Origin of the sequence: Streptomyces sp. NPDC002809 (assembly GCF_040295435.1) — a bacterium.
Classification (GTDB): Bacteria; Actinomycetota; Actinomycetes; order Streptomycetales; family Streptomycetaceae; genus Streptomyces.
Map to the genome: position 1 here is coordinate 34,112 of NZ_JBEOVJ010000058.1, position 19,011 is coordinate 53,122.

Sequence of the window (19,011 nt, forward strand, 5' to 3'; positions counted from 1 at the left end):
CAAGGCCCCGGGTCCCAGAGGCCCCGGAAACAGCACACGCCCCGAAGGGCATCCGGCAACGCGCCGGATGCCCTTCAGGCATTTAGGGTGACGATCACCGGTCACAGCCCCGCGCACCCCGGGTACAGTGGCAGCTGATCAACAAGACGATAAGAAATCTCCACAGGGTGTGCCGGGAAGTCTGGTCGGCAAGTGCATCAGCCATGCCATCGCTGCCGTACCGACCCGGAGGTCTCCCCCCGTGGCCACGCCCACACCCGCGCCCCCCTCCCCCCGCCGCACCTTCCTGGGACGCCTGTCGCTCCCCGAGCGCAACTACCTCACCGACGCCCTGCGTACGGAGACCGTCGGCGGAGTCATCCTGCTGGTCGCCGCCGTGGCCGCCCTCATCTGGGCGAACACCTTCGGATCGAGCTACTCGACCGTCAGCGACTTCCACTTCGGACCCGAGGCGCTCGGACTCCATCTGTCCGTGGCGCACTGGGCGGCCGACGGACTGCTCGCGGTCTTCTTCTTCGTTGCCGGGGTGGAGCTCAAGCGCGAACTCGTCGCGGGTGAACTGCGCGACCCGAAGGCGGCCGCGCTCCCGGTCGTCGCCGCACTGTGCGGCATGGCTGTGCCGGCGGTCGTGTACACGCTGGCGAATGTGGTCGGCAACGGTTCCACCGACGGCTGGGCCGTCCCGACGGCCACCGACATCGCCTTCGCGCTCGCCGTCCTCGCCGTCATCGGCACCTCGCTGCCGGCCGCGCTCCGCGCGTTCCTGCTGACGCTCGCCGTCGTCGACGACCTCTTCGCGATCCTGATCATCGCGGTCTTCTTCACCGAGAACATCGACTTCGTCGCACTCGTCGGCGCCTTCGCCGGCCTGGTCGTCTTCTACCTGCTGCTGCGTTTCGACGTCCGCGGCTGGTACGTCTACGTACCGCTCGCCCTGGTCATCTGGGGGCTCATGTACAACAGCGGCATCCACGCCACCATCGCCGGTGTCGCCATGGGCCTGATGCTGCGCTGCACCCGGCGCGAGGGCGAGGACCGCTCCCCCGGCGAACGCATCGAGCACCTGGTCCGTCCGCTGTCGGCCGGTTTCGCCGTGCCGTTGTTCGCACTCTTCTCCGCCGGGGTCTCCCTCTCCGGCGGCGCGCTGGCCGGAGTGTTCACCCGGCCCGAAACGCTCGGTGTCGTCCTGGGACTCGTCGTCGGCAAGACGATCGGCATCTTCGGCGGTACGTGGCTGGCCACCCGGTTCACCAGAGCCGAGCTGAACAAGGACCTGGCCTGGGCCGATGTCTTCGCGGTCGCCTCGCTCGCAGGCATCGGTTTCACCGTCTCGCTGCTGATCGGGGAGCTCGCCTTCACCGGCGACGACGACATGATCAACGAGGTCAAGGCGTCGGTTCTCATCGGTTCCGTGATTGCCGCCGTACTCTCCGGTGTACTGCTCAAACTGCGGGTACGCAGATACCGGGCGCTGTTCGACGCCGAGGAACTCGACGAGGACGCGTCCGGGGTTCCGGACGTCTACGAGCAGGACGATCCGGAGTACCACCTGCGGATGGCCGCGCTCTACGAGAAGAAGGCGGCCGAGCACCGCCGCCTTGCCCAACTGGCGGGGGCAGCGAGCAGCAAGCCGGACAGTCCGGCATGATCTGACATCGGATGTGTTGAACAGGAGAGGGAGTCAAGGATGAGCGACCCCGGCAATTACGCGGGCAGCGCCGACCGCAGTCTCGGTCAGCTGGTCGCCTCGGCGACGGCCGAACTGTCGGCGCTGGTGCACGACGAGATTGCCCTGGCCAAGGCCGAGGTGCGACAGGACGTCAAGCGCGGCGTCATCGGCAGCGTGGCGTTCATCGTCACGGGCGTGCTGATTCTGTTCGCGATCCCGGTGCTGAGCTTCGCGGCCGCGTACGGAATCCACAACCTGGGGCTCGGACTCGCCTGGTCGTTCCTGATCGTGGGCGGTGCGTTCATCCTGCTGGGGATCCTGCTCGCGCTGTTCGGCTACGCCAAGTTCAAGAAGGTCAAGCCGCCGGAGAAGTCCATCGCCTCGGCCAAGCAGACCGCAGCCGTCCTGCAGGGTGTCAAGCCGCACCCGCGGGCGAGCGTCGGCGCCGACGCGATCCTGCCGGCGGGCGGCAGCACACTTGCGGACAAGGCCATCGAGAACCGTCCGGTCCAGGACAAGGCGTCGGCTGTGGCACGCTCATCCACATGACGGTCCCCGATTCCAGCGCATTCCGCCCTGTGGACCCGGAAGACCGGGCAGGCCATGAGAAGCCGGCCGGTCCGGCGGTCCCCGCCTCTGCCCCCGGTGGTCCTGCGGGCCCCGCTGCCGCGGCCGGAGGCCCCGTCCGCATCGACGGCCCCTGGACCCACCGGGACGTCGCGGCCAACGGCGCACGCTTCCACATCGCCGAAATGGGGGAAGGGCCGCTGGTCCTCCTCCTGCACGGCTTTCCGCAGTTCTGGTGGACCTGGCGCCACCAGCTCCCGGCACTCGCCGACGCGGGCTTCAGGGCCGTGGCGATGGACCTGCGTGGGGTGGGCGGCAGCGACCGGACGCCGCGCGGTTACGACCCCGCCAACCTGGCGCTCGACATCACCGGCGTCATCCGCTCGCTCGGCGAGCCGGACGCCGCACTCGTCGGCCACGACATGGGCGGCTACCTGGCCTGGACGGCCGCGGTGATGCGTCCGAAGCTGGTGCGCCGGCTGGTCGTCTCCTCGATGCCGCATCCGCGCCGGTGGCGCTCCTCGATGCTCTCCGACTTCGCCCAGTCGCGAGCGGGCTCGTACATCTGGGGCTTCCAGCGGCCCTGGGTGCCGGAACGTCAGCTCGTCGCGGACGACGCGTCGTTGGTCGGCCGGCTGATCCACGAGTGGGCGGGCCCGGGCACGGCGGAGTTCCCCGACGACGCGACACTGGACGTCTACCGGCGTGCCATGTCCATCCCGTCGACGGCCCACTGCTCGATCGAGCCCTACCGCTGGATGGTGCGTTCGCTGGCGCGCCCGGACGGCATCCAGTTCAACCGGCGCATGAAGCGGCCGGTGCGGGTGCCGACCCTGCATCTGCACGGGTCACTCGATCCGGCGGTCCGCACCCGGAGTTCGGCGGGGTCCGGCGAATACGTCGAGGCGCCGTACCGTTGGCGACTTTTCGATGGTCTGGGGCACTTCCCCCACGAGGAGGATCCGGCCGGGTTCTCTGCCGAACTCATCAGCTGGCTCAAGGATTCCGAGCCCGACCGCTAGCCGACACGCACGCACGTACGACGAACAGCCACTTGCCTGCCGCATAGGCCAATTGGCTGGCGGATGGGCGGTTACCGACCATGTGTCACGGGCAGACGTCGAGGTATGGGCTGGACGCACGACTTCGGTGACGCAGCACGCAATCGTCGCTCGACCGCCACGGCGGCTCCGGGCACTCATGAGGGGGGCGGCCCCCAGGGCCGGGTGCACACTATGCATGTTCTGCATGATCCCCGGCTCGGCATTCCGCGCATCCTCCGCCGCCGGGCCCGCTGGGTCTCGGCGCGGCTGCGCCACCCGCGCGGATGACCCGCAGCCCCGCCACCTCGCAGGCGGGACCTTCTGCCCACGCTCCTAGAGCGCGCACCCCTGACTGTCGACCTGCTGGTTGGCCGAGCGTCCCTGGGTGATGTCCTGGCGGATCTCGTCGGCCGTGAGGGCGTAACCGGTGTCGGGGTCGTCGAGCGATTTGGCGAAGACGACTCCGTACACCTTGCCTTCGGGCGTCAGCAGCGGGCCGCCGGAGTTGCCCTGCCGGACCGTCGTGAAGAGTGAGTAGACATCGCGGCGGACGGTGCCACGGTGGTAGATGTCGGGCCCGTTCGCGTCGATGCGGGCCCGGACACGCGCGGAGCGTACGTCGTACGAGCCGTTCTCCGGGAAGCCCGCGACGATCGCGCTGTTCCCGGTCGCGGCGTCGTCGTCGGTACCGGTGAACTGCAGCGGCTTCGCGTCGAGGTCCGGCACGTCGAGTACGGCGATGTCGCGCCGCCAGTCGTAGAGGACGACCTTCGCGTCGTACAGCCGTCCCTGGCCGCCGATCTGCACGGTCGGCTCGTCGACGCCGCCGACGACGTGGGCGTTTGTCATCACACGGCGGTCGGAGAAGACGAATCCGGTGCCTTCGAGGACCTTGCCGCAGCTCGGGGCCGTACCGACGACCTTGACGATCGACTGCTTGGCGCGGGCCGCGACGGGGCTGCCGGCCAGGGCCGGGTCGGGGGCCCTGACCTCGGTGATCGGTTCGTTGGCGAACGGGCTGAAGACCTGCGGGAAGCCGTTCTGCGCGAGGACCGAGGAGAAGTCCGTGAACCAGGTGGAGGCCTGGGGCGGCATCACCCGGGAGATGCCGAGCAGGACGGAGGAGTTACGGACCTCCTTGCCCAGCGTCGGCAGGGACGTACCGGCCAGCGCGGAGCCGATCAGCCAGGCCACCAGCAGCATCGCGACGACGTTGACGAGGGAGCCGCCCGTCGCGTCGAGAGCGCGCGCGGGCGACCACGTGATGTACCGGCGGAGTTTGTTGCCCAGGTGGGTGGTGAAGGCCTGGCCCACCGAGGCGCACACGATCACGACGACGACCGCGACGATGGCCGCGGTCGACGAGACCTCCGAGCCGTCCGTCACCTGGTCCCACAGGATGGGGAGCAGATAGACGGCGACGAGACCGCCGCCGAGGAACCCGATCACCGACAGAATGCCGACGACGAACCCCTGGCGGTAGCCGATGACCGCGAACCACACGGCGCCGGCCAGCAGCAGGATGTCCAGCACGTTCACCGTCTATTGCCTCGCAGATTCGTCACCGGGCCCGTACGTCTCCCCGTGACCGGGAAGGCCCGGAGCAGCGGAGCACGGAAGTCAGCCTGTCATGCGCGCCAGTCGAGCGGCACCTGCTTGGCCCTGTCCCAGGGGAGCTCCCAGCCCGCGAAGTGCAGAATCCGGTCGATCACCCCTGCCGTGAACCCCCATACGAGTGCGGATTCGACCAGAAATGCCGGGCCTCGGTGGCCGCTGGGATGGCGCGTGGTCACCCGGTTGGCCGGATCCGTGAGATCCGCCACGGGAACCGTGAAGACCCGGGCGGTCTCGGCGGGATCGACGACCCCGACCGGACTGGGCGAACGCCACCAGCCGAGGACGGGCGTCACCACGAAGCTGCTCACGGGGATGTAGAGCCGGGGCAGCACGCCGAAGAGCTGCACCCCGTGCGGATCGAGGCCGGTCTCCTCCTCGGCCTCGCGCAGCGCGGCCCGCAGCGGTCCTGTCGTCTCCTGGTCGCCGTCGGCGGGGTCCAGGGAGCCGCCGGGGAAGGAGGGCTGGCCCGGGTGGGAACGCAGACTGCCGGCGCGCTCCATCAGGAGCAGCTCCGGCCCGCGTGCACCTTCGCCGAACAGGACGAGCACGGCGGACTGCCGTCCGGCACCGCTCGCGGGCGGCAGGAAGCGGCTGAGCTGCTGCGGCTCGATGGTCCGCGCCGCTCGGGCGACAGGGTCCAGCCAGTCGGGCAGGCCCTCGGTCGTGACGTCGATCGCCGCGTCTTCCCGGCCGGCTTCCCGGGCATCGTCTGTGGTGGTGCGCGCGGTGTTGCGCGCGTCCTGCGCGGCGGCGGCGCCGGGCCCGGCCTCTGCTGCGGCGGTAGCCGCGTCCGTGCTGTGTTCATGCGTCTTCATAGGCACCCCTCGTTTCACAACGCCTGTCCTCACGCATTTCGTTCCGGCGCGGCCTGCGGTGTCAGCCTTCGCCCAGGGCGGGGGCCGGTCTGCCCGGGTAGTCCGCGGGCGGGCTCAGGCGCTGCCCCGGCCGGCCCCCCATCTCGTACTTCAGAAGCTTCCGGGCCTTCTCAGGGTCGGTCTCGCCCTCGCCGTACGAGGGACAGAGCGGGGCGACCGGACAGGCGCCGCAGGCGGGCTTGCGGGCGTGGCAGATGCGGCGGCCGTGGAAGACGACGCGGTGCGAGAGCATCGTCCACTCGCTCTTGGGGAAGATCGCCGCGATCTCGGCCTCGACCTTCTCCGGATCCTCCTGCTCGGTCCACTTCCAGCGGCGGACCAGTCGGCCGAAGTGCGTGTCGACCGTGATGCCCGGAACGCCGAAGGCGTTGCCGAGGACGACGTTGGCGGTCTTGCGGCCGACCCCGGGCAGCGTCACGAGATCCGCCAGGCGCCCCGGAACCTCGCCGCCGAAACGGTCCCGTAGGGCGACGGAGAGACCTATGAGCGACTTGGTCTTGGCCCGGAAGAAGCCGGTCGGCCGAATGATCTCTTCCATCTCCTCCGGGACGGCCATCGCCATGTCCTCCGGAGTCGGGTACTTCGCGAACAGCGCCGGCGTCGTCTGGTTCACCCGCAGGTCCGTCGTCTGCGCCGACAGCACGGTGGCCACCAGCAGCTCGAAGGGCGTCTCGAAGTCCAGCTCAGGATGCGCGTACGGATACGTCTCCGCCAGGACGCGGTTGATCTTCCGCGCCCTCCGCACCATCGCCAGGTGAGACTCCGGCTTCTTCGGCTTCTTCGGCTTCGCAGCCGCCTTCACCGCCGGTTCGACCGCGGCCTTCCGGACCTTGCTCTCTGCCATGCACGAAGGCTACGCCGACGGGGCGAACCCACGGGGCCGGTTCATGAGCCGGTCACGATGTCGGACTGTCCCGTGCCCGGCCGCGGTCCTGAAGTCCTGGCGGCATGTGTCAGGACGCCGGCCCGGGGTTCGGGGCCGGCGTCCTTGAGGATCACCGGGGTCAGCCGACGGAGGAGGGTTCCCCGGCGACACGGGCGGCGGCGGCCCGGCCCGGGGTGCGAAGGGTGAGGGCGGAGGCGAGCGCCCCGGCGAGGGCGAGGGCGGCTGCGCCGAGGAAGGCCGCGGAGAAGCCGTGGGTGAGGGCCTGGGGGTTGCCGGGTTCGCCGGCACCGTTGGCGGCGGCGACGGCGGTCATCGCAGCGAGACCGAGGGCCGAACCGACCTGGTAGCTGGTGTTGACGATGCCGGAGGCGAGGCCTCCCTCCGCCGGGTCGGGGATGGCGAGCGCGGTCCCCGGCGAGGGGATGAAGGCGAGCGACATGCCGACCGCGGCGAGCAGCGAGGCGGGCAGCACATCCACGACGAAGCTGCCGTCGGGCCGGACGAAGGAGAGCCAGACCATGCCGGCCGCCAGAGCCGGCAGACCGGTGACGATCAGCGGCCTCGGCCCGAAGCGGGCGATCAGCCGGGGCGCCGGCACGATCATCATCAGCATGATGGCGGCGGTCATCGGCAGCAGCGCGGCGCCCGAGGCGAACGCTTCGAGTCCCAGCACCTGCTGGAGGTAGAGGTTGAGGAAGAACCACATCGGGATCCACGCGGCCGCCATCAGCAGCTGGGCGAGGTTGGCGCCGGCCAGGTCGGGGCTGCGCCAGATGCCGAGCCGCATCAACGGTTCGCGACGCCTGGCCTGGATGGCGACGAACGCGCCGATCAGCAGCAGGCCGCCGGCCGGAACGAGCCACGTGCCTGCCGAACCCCACCCGGTCTCCGGAGCGCGGACCACGCCGTAGACGGTGAGGGCCAGGCCGCGGGTGACGGTGACCGCCCCGAGCCAGTCGACCGATCCCCGACGGGCGGCGCCGCCCGGCATCACGCCGGGGGTGGCGAGCAGGACGCCGAGCGCGACCGGGATGTTGATCCAGAAGACCCACTGCCAGCCGGCGTACTGGGTGATCAGTCCGCCGAGGAAGACACCGGCGGTGCCGCCGGCCGGCGCGGCCGCGCCGTACAGGGCGAATGCCTTGGTGAGTTCCTGGGGCCGTCCGCCGAACAGGGTCATCAGAAGGGTCAGCGCAGCGGGTGCGATCAGTGCGGAACCGGCACCCTGGACTGCCCGGCCGACCAGTTCGGCCCAGGCCTCGCCGGCCGGCCCCGCGACCGCCGACCCGACGGCCAGCACCACCCAGCCGGCCACGAACAGCCGCTTGGCGCCGAACAGATCGGAGAGGCGGCCGCCGAGCAGCAGCAGTCCGCCGAAGGCTACGACGTAGGCGTTGAAGACCCAGGACAGGTTCTCCTGCGAGAAGCCGAGCGCCGTCTGCATCTCGGGCAGGGCCACGCCGATGATCGAGGTGTCCATGATCACCATGAACTGGGCGAGGGCGATCAGGGCGAGCGCCGTCCAGCGTCTGGGTGCGGGCGCAGGTGCGGGTGGCGCGTTGAGGTCGGACATGGCCGTGCACTCCTATGCCGGAAGAGGGGGAAGCGGATCGGGGCTGCGCCGCGCTTCAGTGCTGGTGGTCGCCGTCGTGCTCCGCGGGCGCCGAGGCGGACGGGTCGGACGGAGCCGACGAGGTGGCCGGAGTGGCCGGGGTGGCCGGGGCTGACGCGTTCGCCGGGCCGTCGGCGGCGGTGACCGTGAAGGCGGCGGTGCGGACCACGTCCCCGTGCCGGAAGTCCAGGAAGAGGCGGTAGCCGCCCCGGCTCGGCGCGGTGGTGGTGAAGGTGATGTCCGGGCCGGGCTCGGTGCCGGCGTCACCCGTCTCACCGTCCGGGTGGACGTGCAGGTAGGCGAGGTCGCCGGCCCGCAGCGCGACCAGGTGGCCGTATGCGCCGAGATAGGGCTGGAGGTCGGTGACGGGCCTGCCGTCCTTGGCGACGGCGAGGCCGAGCCGCGTGGAGCGGCCGGGGACGAGGTCGCCGGTCAGGGTGACGCGGTAGCCGTCGACGGTGACGGTGCGTCCCGTCTCGGCCGGAGGCACGGGACGCAGGTCGCCGGCCGCGTGCAGGTCGGCGCCGAGAGTGAGGCCCTGCGAGGCGCCGGCCGGGGTGAAGTCGGCGAAGACGCGGTACTCGCCTGCGGCGGGCACGGCGGCAGTGGTGCGCCAGGTGCCGTCGGCGGCGCGGGTGGGGTGCAGGTGCTGGAAGGTGGAGAGGTCTCGCGGGGCGACGATGAGGTGCAACTCCTTTCCGTGCGCGGGCTGGTAGGCGGTGACGGGTCTGCCGTCCGCTCCGAGGATCCGGAAGCGCAGGTCGACGGGGGCGCCGGCGGTGACGTAGGAATCGCTGAGGCTGAGCGTGTAGCCGCGTTCGGAGATCTGCAGGCCACCGGGCAGGTGGCCGCCGCCGCCCGGCACAGCTCCGTCGTCGCCGTCCGGGGAAGCCGGATCCGAGGGCGCGGCTGCTGATGTGTGCCCCGCGTGGGTGGCGGTGGACGGCTTCGGGGACGTGCCGCCGGTGGCGTGGCCGATGCCGTACGAGGTGCCGAAGACGGCGGCGAGGCCTGCGGTGAAGGCGGTGATCTTCAGGGCGGTGTTCATGGCGGACTCCTCGGCGGATTCAGGGGGGAAGGCTGCGGATTCAGTGGTGCAACCGGACGGGCGAAGCCCGCGCGGCCCGGCTCCGGCGGGGGGCTGTTGTCGTCGCGGCATCCGGACATGCGGGGTCTCCTCGTTCCGGCGGGCGGAGCGGCAACACACGCAGTACATACCCCCTAGGGGTATAAGCGCAACCCAAAATCAGCATACCGATGGGGGGTATACCGCAGAGGTCACTCACCCACGCCCCGGGCGACCCGTTCACCCCTCAGACCCTCAGACCCTCAGACCCTCAGACCCTCAACCACTCGGACTCTCAGGCCATCAGCCCTCAGCCCCCCACTCCCCCTCACCCCTCACCCCTCGCCCCGCTTCGATTACGGCGCGGCCGGTCCGCCCCGGACCGACACAGCCCCACCCCTCCCCGAAGGGCCTCCACCCGGCGGCAGCCGCCCCGCGCCACCCACCCGCCCCACGGGGCATTTGCCGCACTTCGCCGACCCTTGACGACCTGTTCGCCCACAGCGGAATCGCGACCCGCCGACACCCCGTCAGCCCCCTTGGCCTGCGCTCCCACCGGCGTTCCGGTCACCCTTCCGGCCCAGCGCCCACCCCCGGCATCCACGCCGCTCACCGGCGATCCGCCCCCAATCGGCCCCCTGCCGTACGCTCCGGCACGCGCGTGCGTCAAACTGGTTTGTGATTGATCGCACTGTTTTACCGTCCGGCATGATGGGGACCACGGTTCCCTGAACAGGCCGACAAGGAGAGAACTCGTGGACGACGTTCTGCGGCGCGCCCCGCTTTTCGCGGCGCTCGATGACGAGCAGGCCGCGGAGCTCCGCGCCTCGATGAGTGAGGTGACCCTCGCGCGCGGCGACGCGCTGTTCCACGAGGGTGACCCGGGCGACCGCCTCTATGTGGTCACCGAGGGCAAGGTGAAGCTCCACCGCACCTCCCCCGACGGGCGCGAGAACATGCTGGCGGTCCTCGGCCCCGGCGAACTGATCGGTGAGCTGTCGCTCTTCGACCCGGGCCCGCGTACCGCCACCGCGACCGCGCTGACCGAGGTCAAGCTCCTCGGCCTCGGCCACGGCGACCTTCAGCCCTGGCTGAACGTACGCCCCGAGGTGGCCACGGCCCTGCTGCGTGCCGTCGCCCGGCGCCTGCGCAAGACCAACGACCAGATGTCCGACCTGGTCTTCTCCGACGTGCCGGGCCGTGTCGCCCGCGCCCTCCTCGACCTGTCGCGCCGCTTCGGCGTCCAGTCGGAGGAAGGCATCCACGTCGTGCACGACCTGACGCAGGAGGAGCTGGCCCAGCTGGTCGGCGCCTCCCGCGAGACGGTCAACAAGGCCCTCGCCGACTTCGCCGGCCGCGGCTGGCTGCGGCTGGAGGCCCGTGCGGTGATCCTCCTGGACGTGGAGCGGCTGGCCAAGCGGTCCCGCTGACCCGTCGTCGTACGCAACGCCCGAGGGGCCCCGCCGACACCGGCGGGGCCCCTCGCGTACGTATCCGGGGCGGGGCCGTCAGATCAGCCCGTGCTCGGTCAGGTATTCCATCTGCGCCCGCACCGACAGCTCCGCCGCAGGCCACAGGGAGCGGTCCACGTCCGCGTACACGTGTGCCACGACCTCGGACGACGTCAGGTAGCCGGCCTCCACGGCCGTCTCCACCTGGGCCAGGCGGTGCGCGCGGTGGGCCAGGTAGAACTCGACCGCGCCCTGCGCGTCGTCCAGCACCGGGCCGTGTCCGGGCAGCACCGTGTGCACCCCGTCGTCGACCGCGAGCGAGCGCAGCCGCCGCAACGAGTCGAGATAGTCCCCCAGCCGGCCGTCCGGGTGCGCCACCAGCGTCGTCCCGCGCCCGAGGATCGTGTCCCCCGTCAGCACCGCGCGGTCGGCGGGCAGGTGGAAGGAGAGCGAGTCGGCGGTGTGGCCCGGAGTGGGCACCACGTACATCTCCAGCCCGCCGGTCGTGATCACGTCCCCCGTGCCCAGGCCCTCGTCACCGAGGCGGAGCTCCGGGTCCAGGGCCCGGACCTTCGTACGGGTCAGCTCGGCGAACCTCGCCGCACTCTCCGCGTGGTCGGGGTGGCCGTGGGTCAGGAGCGTGAGCGCGATCCGGCGGCCCGCCCGCTCGGCCGTGTCGATGACGGCCCGCAGGTGGACGTCGTCCAGGGGGCCCGGGTCGATGACCACCGCGAGGTCCGAGTCGGGCTCGGCGACGATCCAGGTGTTGGTGCCGTCCAGCGTCATCGCAGACGCGTTCGGCGCGAGGACGTTGACCGCCCGGGTCGTGGCAGGGCCGGACAGCACCCCGCCGCGGGGCTGTCCGGGCAGCGCGGCCGCGTCGCTCATGCCGGTTCACCGCTCGTGCCACTCGTGCCGCTCGTGCCGCCCGAGGGGATGTGCTTGGTGAACTCGTCGTGTCCCGGCCAGCTCAGCACCAGCTCGCCACCCTCCAGGCGGGCCTGTGCGAGCACGGGGGCCAGATCCTGGCCCGATGCCGCCTCCAGCGCCTGCGCGGCGGTTGCGTACGGCCTGAGCGTGCGCAGCGTGGAGACCGTCGGCGGCATCATCAGCAGCTCGCCCCGGTCGTATCCGTCGGCCGCCTCGCCCGGACCGATCCACACCGTGCGGTCGGCCTCCGTCGAGGCGTTGCGGGTGCGCTGGCCGGCCGGGAGCGCGGCGACGAAGAACCACGTGTCGTAGCGGCGCGGTTCGAACTCCGGAGTGATCCAGCGCGCCCACGCGCCGAGCAGGTCCGAGCGCAGCACCAGTCCGCGCCGGTCGAGGAACTCCGCGAACGACAGCTCACGCGCGACCAGTGCCTCGCGGTCGGCCTCCCAGTCCTCACCGGTGGTGTCCGTGACGACCGTGCCCGCGGTCGGACCTGCGAGCAGGACGCCCGCCTCCTCGTACGTCTCGCGGACGGCGGCGCAGACGATCGCCTGCGCCTCGGCCGGCGTCCCGACTCCGAGCCGCAGCGCCCAGCTCTCCAGCGCGGGTCCGGCCCAGCCGACGAGCCGGTCGTCGTCGCGCGGGTCGACCCCGCCACCCGGATAGGCGTACGCCCCTCCGGCAAAGGCCATCGAGGTGCGCCGGCGCAGCATGTGCACCGCGGGCCCGCCCCCGGTACCCGCGGCGGCATCCCGGAGCAGCATCACGGTGGCTGCCCGCCTGGGAGTGGCTGCCGTCAGTTCACCTGCGGCGAGGGCCCGGATCCGGTCGGGCCATTCCGGTGGGTACCACTGACCATTGGACATGGCCGGAGGCTATCCGGAACCGCGCCGATGTTCGAGGGGCACGGTGATCCGTACATGCCCTGTACACAGGTGATCCCGCCCGGTCGTGACGACCGGACGGGACCCTCGCGGAACCGGGGCGGAGCCCCGGCAGCGGTACGGCTTCGGCTCAGGCTCCGGTCAGCTCGACCTGGACCTCGACCTCGACCGGCGCGTCCAGCGGCAGCACCGCGACACCGACGGCGCTGCGGGCGTGCACACCCTTGTCACCGAGCACCGCGCCGAGCAGTTCGCTCGCGCCGTTGATCACGGCGGGCTGGCCGGTGAAGTCCGTGGCCGAGGCGACGAAGCCGACGACCTTCACGACGCGTGCGATCCGGTCCAGGTCGCCCGCGACCGACTTCACGGCGGCCAGCGCGTTGAGCGCGCAGGTCTTCGCCAGTTCCTTCGCCTCGTCGGGCGTGACCTCCGCGCCGACCTTGCCGGTGACGGCGAGCTTGCCGTCCACCATCGGCAGCTGACCCGAGGTGTACACGTACACCCCGGACTGCACGGCCGGCTGGTACGCGGCGAGCGGCGGCACGACGTCCGGCAGGGCCAGCCCGAGTTCGGCGAGCTTCGCCTCGACGGCGCCCGCCACTAGGACTTCTCCCGCTTCAGGTAGGCCACGAGCTGCTCGGGGTTGTTCGGGCCGGGAACGACCTGGACCAGCTCCCAGCCGTCCTCGCCCCAGGTGTCCAGAATCTGCTTGGTCGCGTGCACGAGAAGAGGCACGGTCACGTATTCCCACTTGGTCATGGCCCGACTGTAATGCCTGTGCAATCCCCGGCACGCGCAGCCTCGTGCGTAGCCTGCGGCGCGACTGGTTAGGCTCGAATACGTGAGCAGGTTCCAGGTCGTCAGCGGCAAGGGCGGTACCGGTAAGACCACGGTCGCCGCCGCCCTCGCGCTCGCCCTCGCGACCGAGGGCAGGCGCACCCTCCTCGTCGAGGTCGAGGGCAGACAGGGCATCGCCCAGCTCTTCGAGGTGGATTCCCTCCCCTACGAGGAGCGCAAGATCGCCGTCGCGCCGGGCGGCGGCGAGGTGTACGCCCTCGCGATCGATGCCGAGCGCGCCCTCCTCGACTACCTCCAGATGTTCTACAAGCTCGGCAGCGCGGGCCGGGCACTCAAGAAGCTCGGCGCGATCGACTTCGCCACCACCATCGCGCCCGGTGTCCGGGACGTGCTGCTGACGGGCAAGGCGTGCGAGGCAGTGCGCCGCAAGGACAAGCGGAACCGATTCGTCTACGACTACGTGATCATGGACGCCCCACCGACCGGCCGGATCACCCGCTTCCTCAACGTGAACGACGAGGTGGCGGGGCTGGCCCGGATCGGCCCGATACACAATCAGGCGCAGGCCGTGATGCGGGTGCTGAAGTCCCCGGAGACCGCGGTGCATCTGGTGACCCTGCTGGAGGAGATGCCGGTCCAGGAGACCGCGGACGGCATCGCGGAGCTGCAGGCCGCCGAACTGCCGGTGGGCCGGGTCATCGTGAACATGGTGCGCCCGCACCTGCTGGACGAGGACGCGCTGCGCACCGCCGCGGGCGGGCGGCGCAAGGAGATCGCCAAGACGCTCACCCGGGCGGGAGTGACGGGCTCCGCGGGACTCGTACGTCCCCTGGTTGCGCAGGCGGCCGAGCATGCCCAGAGGGTGGAGCTGGAGCGTGAGCAGCGCGCCGTACTGGCGGAGCTCGGACTGCCCGGGTACGAGCTTCCGCTGATCGGCGAGGGCGTGGACCCGGCCGGGCTGTACGAGCTGGCGATGGAGCTGCGCAAGCAGGGCGCGGGCGAAGGGGCGGCGGAACAAGGGGTGGGTTCATGACAGCGGCCGCGGACACCGGCAGCACCACAGGCGCGCACACCGGCGCAGGCACGGAAACCGACACCGAAGCGGACACGGGTACGGCCACGGCCCCCGCCCTGGACACCGACGCCCTGCTCGACGACCCGGACATCCGGATCGTCGTGTGCTGCGGCTCGGGCGGCGTCGGCAAGACGACGACCGCGGCGGCCCTCGGCGTCCGCGCGGCCGAACGCGGTCGAAAGGTCGTCGTCCTCACCATCGACCCGGCACGCAGGCTCGCCCAGTCCATGGGCATCGACTCCCTGGACAACATCCCCCGCCGGGTGAAGGGCGTCGGGGCTCGGGGCTCGGGCGAACTGCACGCCATGATGCTCGACATGAAGCGGACCTTCGACGAGATCGTCGAGGCGCACGCGGACGGGGACCGGGCCCGCGCGATCCTGGAGAACCCCTTCTACCAGTCCCTGTCGGCCGGTTTCGCGGGCACGCAGGAGTACATGGCGATGGAGAAGCTCGGTCAGCTGCGGGCGCGCGACGAGTGGGACCTGATCGTCGTCGACACCCCGCCGTCGCGGTCCGCACTGGACTTTCTGGACGCCCCGAAGCGGCTGGGCTCGTTCCTGGACGGAAAGTTCATCAAGCTGTTGATGGCCCCGGCGAAAATGGGCGGCCGGGCCGGAATGAAGTTCCTCAACGTGGGCATGTCGATGATGACCGGCACGCTGGGCAAGCTGCTCGGCGGCCAGTTCCTGCGTGACGTGCAGACCTTCGTAGCCGCGATGGACACGATGTTCGGCGGGTTCCGCACCCGCGCCGATGCCACGTACAAACTCCTCCAGGCACCCGGCACGGCGTTCCTCGTCGTCGCGACACCGGAGCGGGACGCGCTCCGCGAGGCGGCGTATTTCGTGGAGCGGCTGGCCGCGGAGGACATGCCGCTGGCCGGCTTGGTGCTCAACCGGGTCCACGGCAGTGAGGCCGCCCGGCTCTCGGCGGAGCGCGCGCTGGCCGCCGCAGAAAATCTTGACGCCGACGGCATTGTGGATCAGGGCGCCGGGAAGGCTGGACTTCGTGAGCCCGCCGAATCCCCCGCGGCCGGTTCCGCACAGACCCCGGACCCCGCAGGAGCCGCCGCCCCCGAACCGTCCGAGCATGCCTCGGAGCACGAGCCCGCCGACATCCCGGACGTCCGTGCCGACGCCCGTACGGGCGCCGTAACCACAGACGCCGCACCCGCAGACGCCCCGACCGAAGACACCGTGACTGTCGAACAGCTGACGGCAGGTCTGCTGCGCCTCCATGCCGAACGGATGCAGGTGGTCGCGCGCGAACAGCGCACACGCGACCGCTTCACCGCGCTGCATCCCGAGGTGGCCGTGACCGCGGTGGCCGCGCTGCCCGGAGATGTCCATGACCTCGCAGGGCTGCGAGCCATCGGGGACCGGCTCGCGACCGGTTCCGCCTCGGCCGGAGCTGCGTAGTCACCCCGTCGTCCGTCCTGCCGCCCGGGCTACCCCACGGCGGCGAACGTCTCGTGCAGTTCGTCGTCCTCCAGCCCGATCGCCACGGGCAGGATGCCCGTGGACCGCTCGTACTCGCTGCGTGCGGTCTCCAGCAGCCGGCGCCAGGACGTGACCGTCGGGCGCCGGCGCAGCAATGCGCGGCGCTCCCGCTCGGTCATTCCGCCCCACACGCCGAATTCGACGCGATTGTCCAGCGCATCGGCCAGGCACTCGGTCCGCACCGGACATCCGGTGCACACCGCCTTGGCTCTGTTCTGCGCTGCCCCTTGTACGAACAGTTCATCCGGATCGGTAGTGCGGCAGGCTGCCTGCGCACTCCAGTCGGTTACCCAGCCCATCCCGGCGCCGTCCTCTCCCGAATCGAGGCTCCCCCACGGCGGCAGCGGCATATTCACCGCTGCCAGTTGAGGACGTTACGGAAGGTGGCGACAGCACAACACCCCCTTCGGGCCCAATCTTGAATGGCCCGAACGGACTATGCGTATGCGGCAGATCACCCAGGGGAGTGATGCGAGGACATGCGCGACTATCCCCGCAGAATCGGGACAGATCACCTGAGTCACAACGGACGTTCGATGACACACGAGGCGATTTCGGGAGCGCCTGAACTCGTGGCCGTGCAGTGCAGGGGGGTTGATACGGAACCGGACTGCTGTGACAGTTGAGAGCAGCTTAGGCCAAGGCATATACGTGTGTCCGGCGAATGAGAACGTAGGCTGCCCCCATGCCAAAGAAGCGCTCGGGCGGGGGTCTCACGACGACCCAGCAGGCCGCCAAGTTCCTCGGTGTCGCCGCACTCTCCGGAGTGGTCCTGGCGGGCATCGCGCTGCCGGCCGCCGGAGCACTGGGTCTCGCCGCCAAGGGAACGGTCGACGGGTTCGACGAGATCCCGGCCAATCTGAAGACTCCACCGCTGAGTCAGCGCACCACGATCCTGGACAACCAGGGCGGCCAGATCGCCACGGTGTACTCACGGGACCGCACCGTGGTGCCACTGACGAAGATCTCCCCGTACATGCAGAAGGCGATCATCGCGATCGAGGACGCCCGCTTCTACGAGCACGGCGCGGTCGACCTCAAGGGCATCCTGCGTGCGATGAACCGCAACGTACAGGCGGGCGGGACCGCGCAGGGCGCGTCGACTCTCACCCAGCAGTACGTGAAGAACGTCTTCGTCGAGGAGGCCGGCGACGACCCGACCAAGGTCGCCCAGGCCACCCAGCAGACGCTCGGCCGCAAGGTCCAGGAGCTGAAGTACGCGATCCAGGTCGAGGAAGAGCTCGGCAAGAAGAAGATCCTGGAGAACTACCTCAACATCACCTTCTTCGGTCAGCAGGCGTACGGCGTCGAGGCGGCCTCCCAGCGGTACTTCTCCAAGTCGGCGAAGGACCTGAAGCTGGAGGAGGCCGCGATGCTGGCCGGCATCGTGCAGTCGCCCAGCCGCTACGACCCCGTCAACGACACGGAGGAGGCGACCAAGCGTCGCAACACCGTGATCCAGCGGATGGCCGACGTCGGGGACATCTCGCAGGAGGAGGCCGACAAGGCCAAGGCGACCCCGATCAAGCTGAAGGTGAAGCGGCCGAAGAACGGCTGCATCACCGCGGTCAGCGGATCGGGCTTCTTCTGCGACTACGTCCACCAGATCGTCATGAGCGACCCGGCCTTCGGCAAGACCTCGAAGGACCGGGCCAAGCTCTGGGCGACCGGCGGACTGACCATCAAGACGACCCTGGACCCGCGCTCCCAGGCCTCCTCCAACGAAGCGGCGACCTCACGGGTCAACGAGACCGACAAGGTCGCGGCCTCGGTCGTCCAGGTCCAGCCCGGCACCGGTCAGATCCTGGCGATGGCGCAGTCCCGTCCCTACGGGCTGGACGCGTCCAAGCACCAGACCATGATGAACCTCTCCGTCGACCACAAGATGGGCGGCACCAACTTCGGCTTCCAGGTCGGATCGACCTTCAAGCCGATCACGGCGGCTGCCGCGTTGGAGAAGGGGATCAGCCCGGCCCAGAGCTTCACCACGGACCGCCGGATCACCTTGCCCGCCGACGCCTTCCGCACCTGCGAGAACCAGCCCGCGGACACCGTCCCGTGGGAGGTGGAGAACGAGCTCGAGTCGGAGAAGGGCACCTTCGACATGACCGGCGCGCTCGCCAAGTCGGTCAACACCTACTTCGCGAAGCTCGAGGAGCAGGCCGGCCTCTGCGAGACGCTCACGATGGCCAAGAAGGTCGGCTACATCCGCGGCGACAACAAGCCGCTGCGGCAGGCCCCGTCCACCACCCTCGGCGGCCAGGAGTCGACGCCGCTCGCGATGGCCGCGTTGTACGCCACCTTCGCCAACCGCGGAAGTTACTGCACCCCGGTCGCCATCCTGTCGGTGACCAAGCCGGACGGAAAGCAGATCGCCGTACCGAAGTCGACGTGCAGCACTGCCATGAGCGAGCACACGGCCGACACCATCAACCAGATGCTCAAGGGCGTGGTCGAGGACGGCACCGGAAAGGCCGCCGGTCTCAGCGACCGTGACAACGCGGGCAAGACCGGTACGAGCGACGAGCGCAAGAACGCCTGGTTCGTCGGCTACACGCCGAACCTGTCCACAGCGGTCTGGGTCGGCAACGACGGCGCCCGGCAGGACCCGATGAGCAACATCACCATCGGCGGCCAGTACTACGAGGACGTCTGCGGTGGCTGTCTCCCCGGCCCGATCTGGCGGACGGCGATGACCGGTTCCCTGAACGCCTCCGAAACCCCGGCCTTCACCCCGGTCGACGTACCGCGGGCGAAGCCCAAGGAGGACAAGGACAAGAACAAGGACAAGAACAAGCCGGGCGAGGGCGACAACAAGCCCGGCGACGACACACCGTTCCCCGGCATCAGCATTTCGCCGGACCTGATCGGCGGAAACGACGGCGACGGCCGCGGCCAGAACGACGGCGGGACCAACGGCCCCTGACCCGCCCGGCCCCGCACACGGCAGACATGAAGGTGGGGCGCCCCCGGCCGCGACGTGCGGTGTGGCCATCGACGTACCGGACATCGACCGGTAGGCGTAGATGCCGCGGC

Annotated in this window: 18 protein-coding genes; 8 read left to right on the top strand and 10 right to left on the bottom strand. The window is 70.4% G+C overall.

The window, feature by feature from the left end; genetic code table 11:
• Positions 1-241 precede the first annotated feature (241 nt).
• The 4 genes from nhaA (at position 242) to ABT025_RS27865 (ending at position 3,567) form a co-directional block, all read left to right on the top strand.
• Positions 242-1,648, top strand: a complete 1,407-nt coding sequence (gene nhaA / locus ABT025_RS27850) for a Na+/H+ antiporter NhaA (RefSeq protein ID WP_351000068.1) — start codon at positions 242-244, stop codon at positions 1,646-1,648.
• 39 nt (positions 1,649-1,687) lie between these two features.
• Positions 1,688-2,218 (top strand): phage holin family protein, encoded by a 531-nt coding sequence (locus ABT025_RS27855; protein WP_351000071.1) that lies wholly within the window; start codon positions 1,688-1,690, stop codon positions 2,216-2,218.
• Entirely contained in the window at positions 2,215-3,258 is a 1,044-nt protein-coding gene (locus ABT025_RS27860) for an alpha/beta fold hydrolase (protein WP_351000074.1), read from the top strand. Before ABT025_RS27855 ends, ABT025_RS27860 begins: the two co-directional genes overlap by 4 nt.
• A 105-nt stretch (positions 3,259-3,363) precedes the next feature.
• Positions 3,364-3,567: a hypothetical protein gene (locus tag ABT025_RS27865; RefSeq protein WP_351000076.1), complete on the top strand. Its 204-nt coding sequence runs from the start codon at positions 3,364-3,366 to the stop codon at positions 3,565-3,567.
• Positions 3,568-3,612: 45 nt separating this feature from the next.
• On the opposite strand, the gene ABT025_RS27870 is transcribed toward ABT025_RS27865, so the two are convergent.
• From ABT025_RS27870 to ABT025_RS27890, 5 genes are all read right to left on the bottom strand, one after another.
• On the bottom strand, positions 3,613-4,818 hold the full coding sequence (locus ABT025_RS27870) for a MarP family serine protease (RefSeq protein WP_351000078.1): 1,206 nt from the start codon (positions 4,816-4,818) through the stop codon (positions 3,613-3,615).
• Positions 4,819-4,907: 89 nt separating this feature from the next.
• Positions 4,908-5,711: an NUDIX hydrolase gene (locus tag ABT025_RS27875; protein WP_351000081.1), complete on the bottom strand. Its 804-nt coding sequence runs from the start codon at positions 5,709-5,711 to the stop codon at positions 4,908-4,910.
• A gap of 61 nt (positions 5,712-5,772) precedes the next feature.
• Positions 5,773-6,615: an endonuclease III gene (nth, locus tag ABT025_RS27880; RefSeq protein WP_351000084.1), complete on the bottom strand. Its 843-nt coding sequence runs from the start codon at positions 6,613-6,615 to the stop codon at positions 5,773-5,775.
• Between the two features lie 160 nt (positions 6,616-6,775).
• Entirely contained in the window at positions 6,776-8,230 is a 1,455-nt protein-coding gene (locus ABT025_RS27885; RefSeq protein ID WP_351000087.1) for an MFS transporter, read from the bottom strand.
• 55 nt (positions 8,231-8,285) lie between these two features.
• Positions 8,286-9,317, bottom strand: coding sequence for a DUF8832 domain-containing protein (locus tag ABT025_RS27890; protein WP_351000090.1), 1,032 nt, complete (start codon positions 9,315-9,317; stop codon positions 8,286-8,288).
• Between the two features lie 773 nt (positions 9,318-10,090).
• On the opposite strand from ABT025_RS27890, the gene ABT025_RS27895 reads away from it, so the two are divergent.
• A complete protein-coding gene (locus tag ABT025_RS27895; RefSeq protein WP_123460131.1) occupies positions 10,091-10,765 on the top strand; it encodes a Crp/Fnr family transcriptional regulator in 675 nt (224 codons plus the stop codon).
• Between the two features lie 78 nt (positions 10,766-10,843).
• Here the strand turns inward: ABT025_RS27895 and ABT025_RS27900 are convergent, their stop codons facing one another.
• The 4 genes from ABT025_RS27900 to sp36 form a co-directional block, all read right to left on the bottom strand.
• A complete protein-coding gene (locus ABT025_RS27900) occupies positions 10,844-11,674 on the bottom strand; it encodes an MBL fold metallo-hydrolase (RefSeq protein ID WP_351000094.1) in 831 nt (276 codons plus the stop codon).
• Positions 11,671-12,582, bottom strand: a complete 912-nt coding sequence (locus tag ABT025_RS27905; RefSeq protein ID WP_351000097.1) for an NUDIX hydrolase — start codon at positions 12,580-12,582, stop codon at positions 11,671-11,673. The genes ABT025_RS27900 and ABT025_RS27905 overlap by 4 nt, the downstream gene beginning before the upstream one ends.
• Positions 12,583-12,730: 148 nt before the next feature.
• Entirely contained in the window at positions 12,731-13,201 is a 471-nt protein-coding gene (locus ABT025_RS27910; protein WP_351000100.1) for a RidA family protein, read from the bottom strand.
• Positions 13,201-13,359: a Sp36 family protein gene (gene sp36 / locus ABT025_RS27915; protein ID WP_095874066.1), complete on the bottom strand. Its 159-nt coding sequence runs from the start codon at positions 13,357-13,359 to the stop codon at positions 13,201-13,203. Before sp36 ends, ABT025_RS27910 begins: the two co-directional genes overlap by 1 nt.
• Before the next feature lie 82 nt (positions 13,360-13,441).
• Between sp36 and bagA the strand changes: the two genes are divergently transcribed.
• Together bagA and bagB are read left to right on the top strand one after the other, a co-directional pair.
• Positions 13,442-14,431, top strand: a complete 990-nt coding sequence (gene bagA / locus ABT025_RS27920; protein WP_351000104.1) for an ATPase BagA — start codon at positions 13,442-13,444, stop codon at positions 14,429-14,431.
• Complete coding sequence (gene bagB / locus ABT025_RS27925; protein ID WP_351000107.1) at positions 14,428-15,894, top strand: ATPase BagB; 1,467 nt, start codon at positions 14,428-14,430, stop codon at positions 15,892-15,894. The genes bagA and bagB overlap by 4 nt, the downstream gene beginning before the upstream one ends.
• 29 nt (positions 15,895-15,923) lie before the next feature.
• On the opposite strand, the gene ABT025_RS27930 is transcribed toward bagB, so the two are convergent.
• Positions 15,924-16,274, bottom strand: a complete 351-nt coding sequence (locus tag ABT025_RS27930) for a WhiB family transcriptional regulator (protein ID WP_018551136.1) — start codon at positions 16,272-16,274, stop codon at positions 15,924-15,926.
• 386 nt (positions 16,275-16,660) lie between these two features.
• On the opposite strand from ABT025_RS27930, the gene ABT025_RS27935 reads away from it, so the two are divergent.
• Positions 16,661-18,901, top strand: coding sequence for a transglycosylase domain-containing protein (locus ABT025_RS27935; RefSeq protein WP_351000110.1), 2,241 nt, complete (start codon positions 16,661-16,663; stop codon positions 18,899-18,901).
• Positions 18,902-19,011 lie beyond the last annotated feature (110 nt).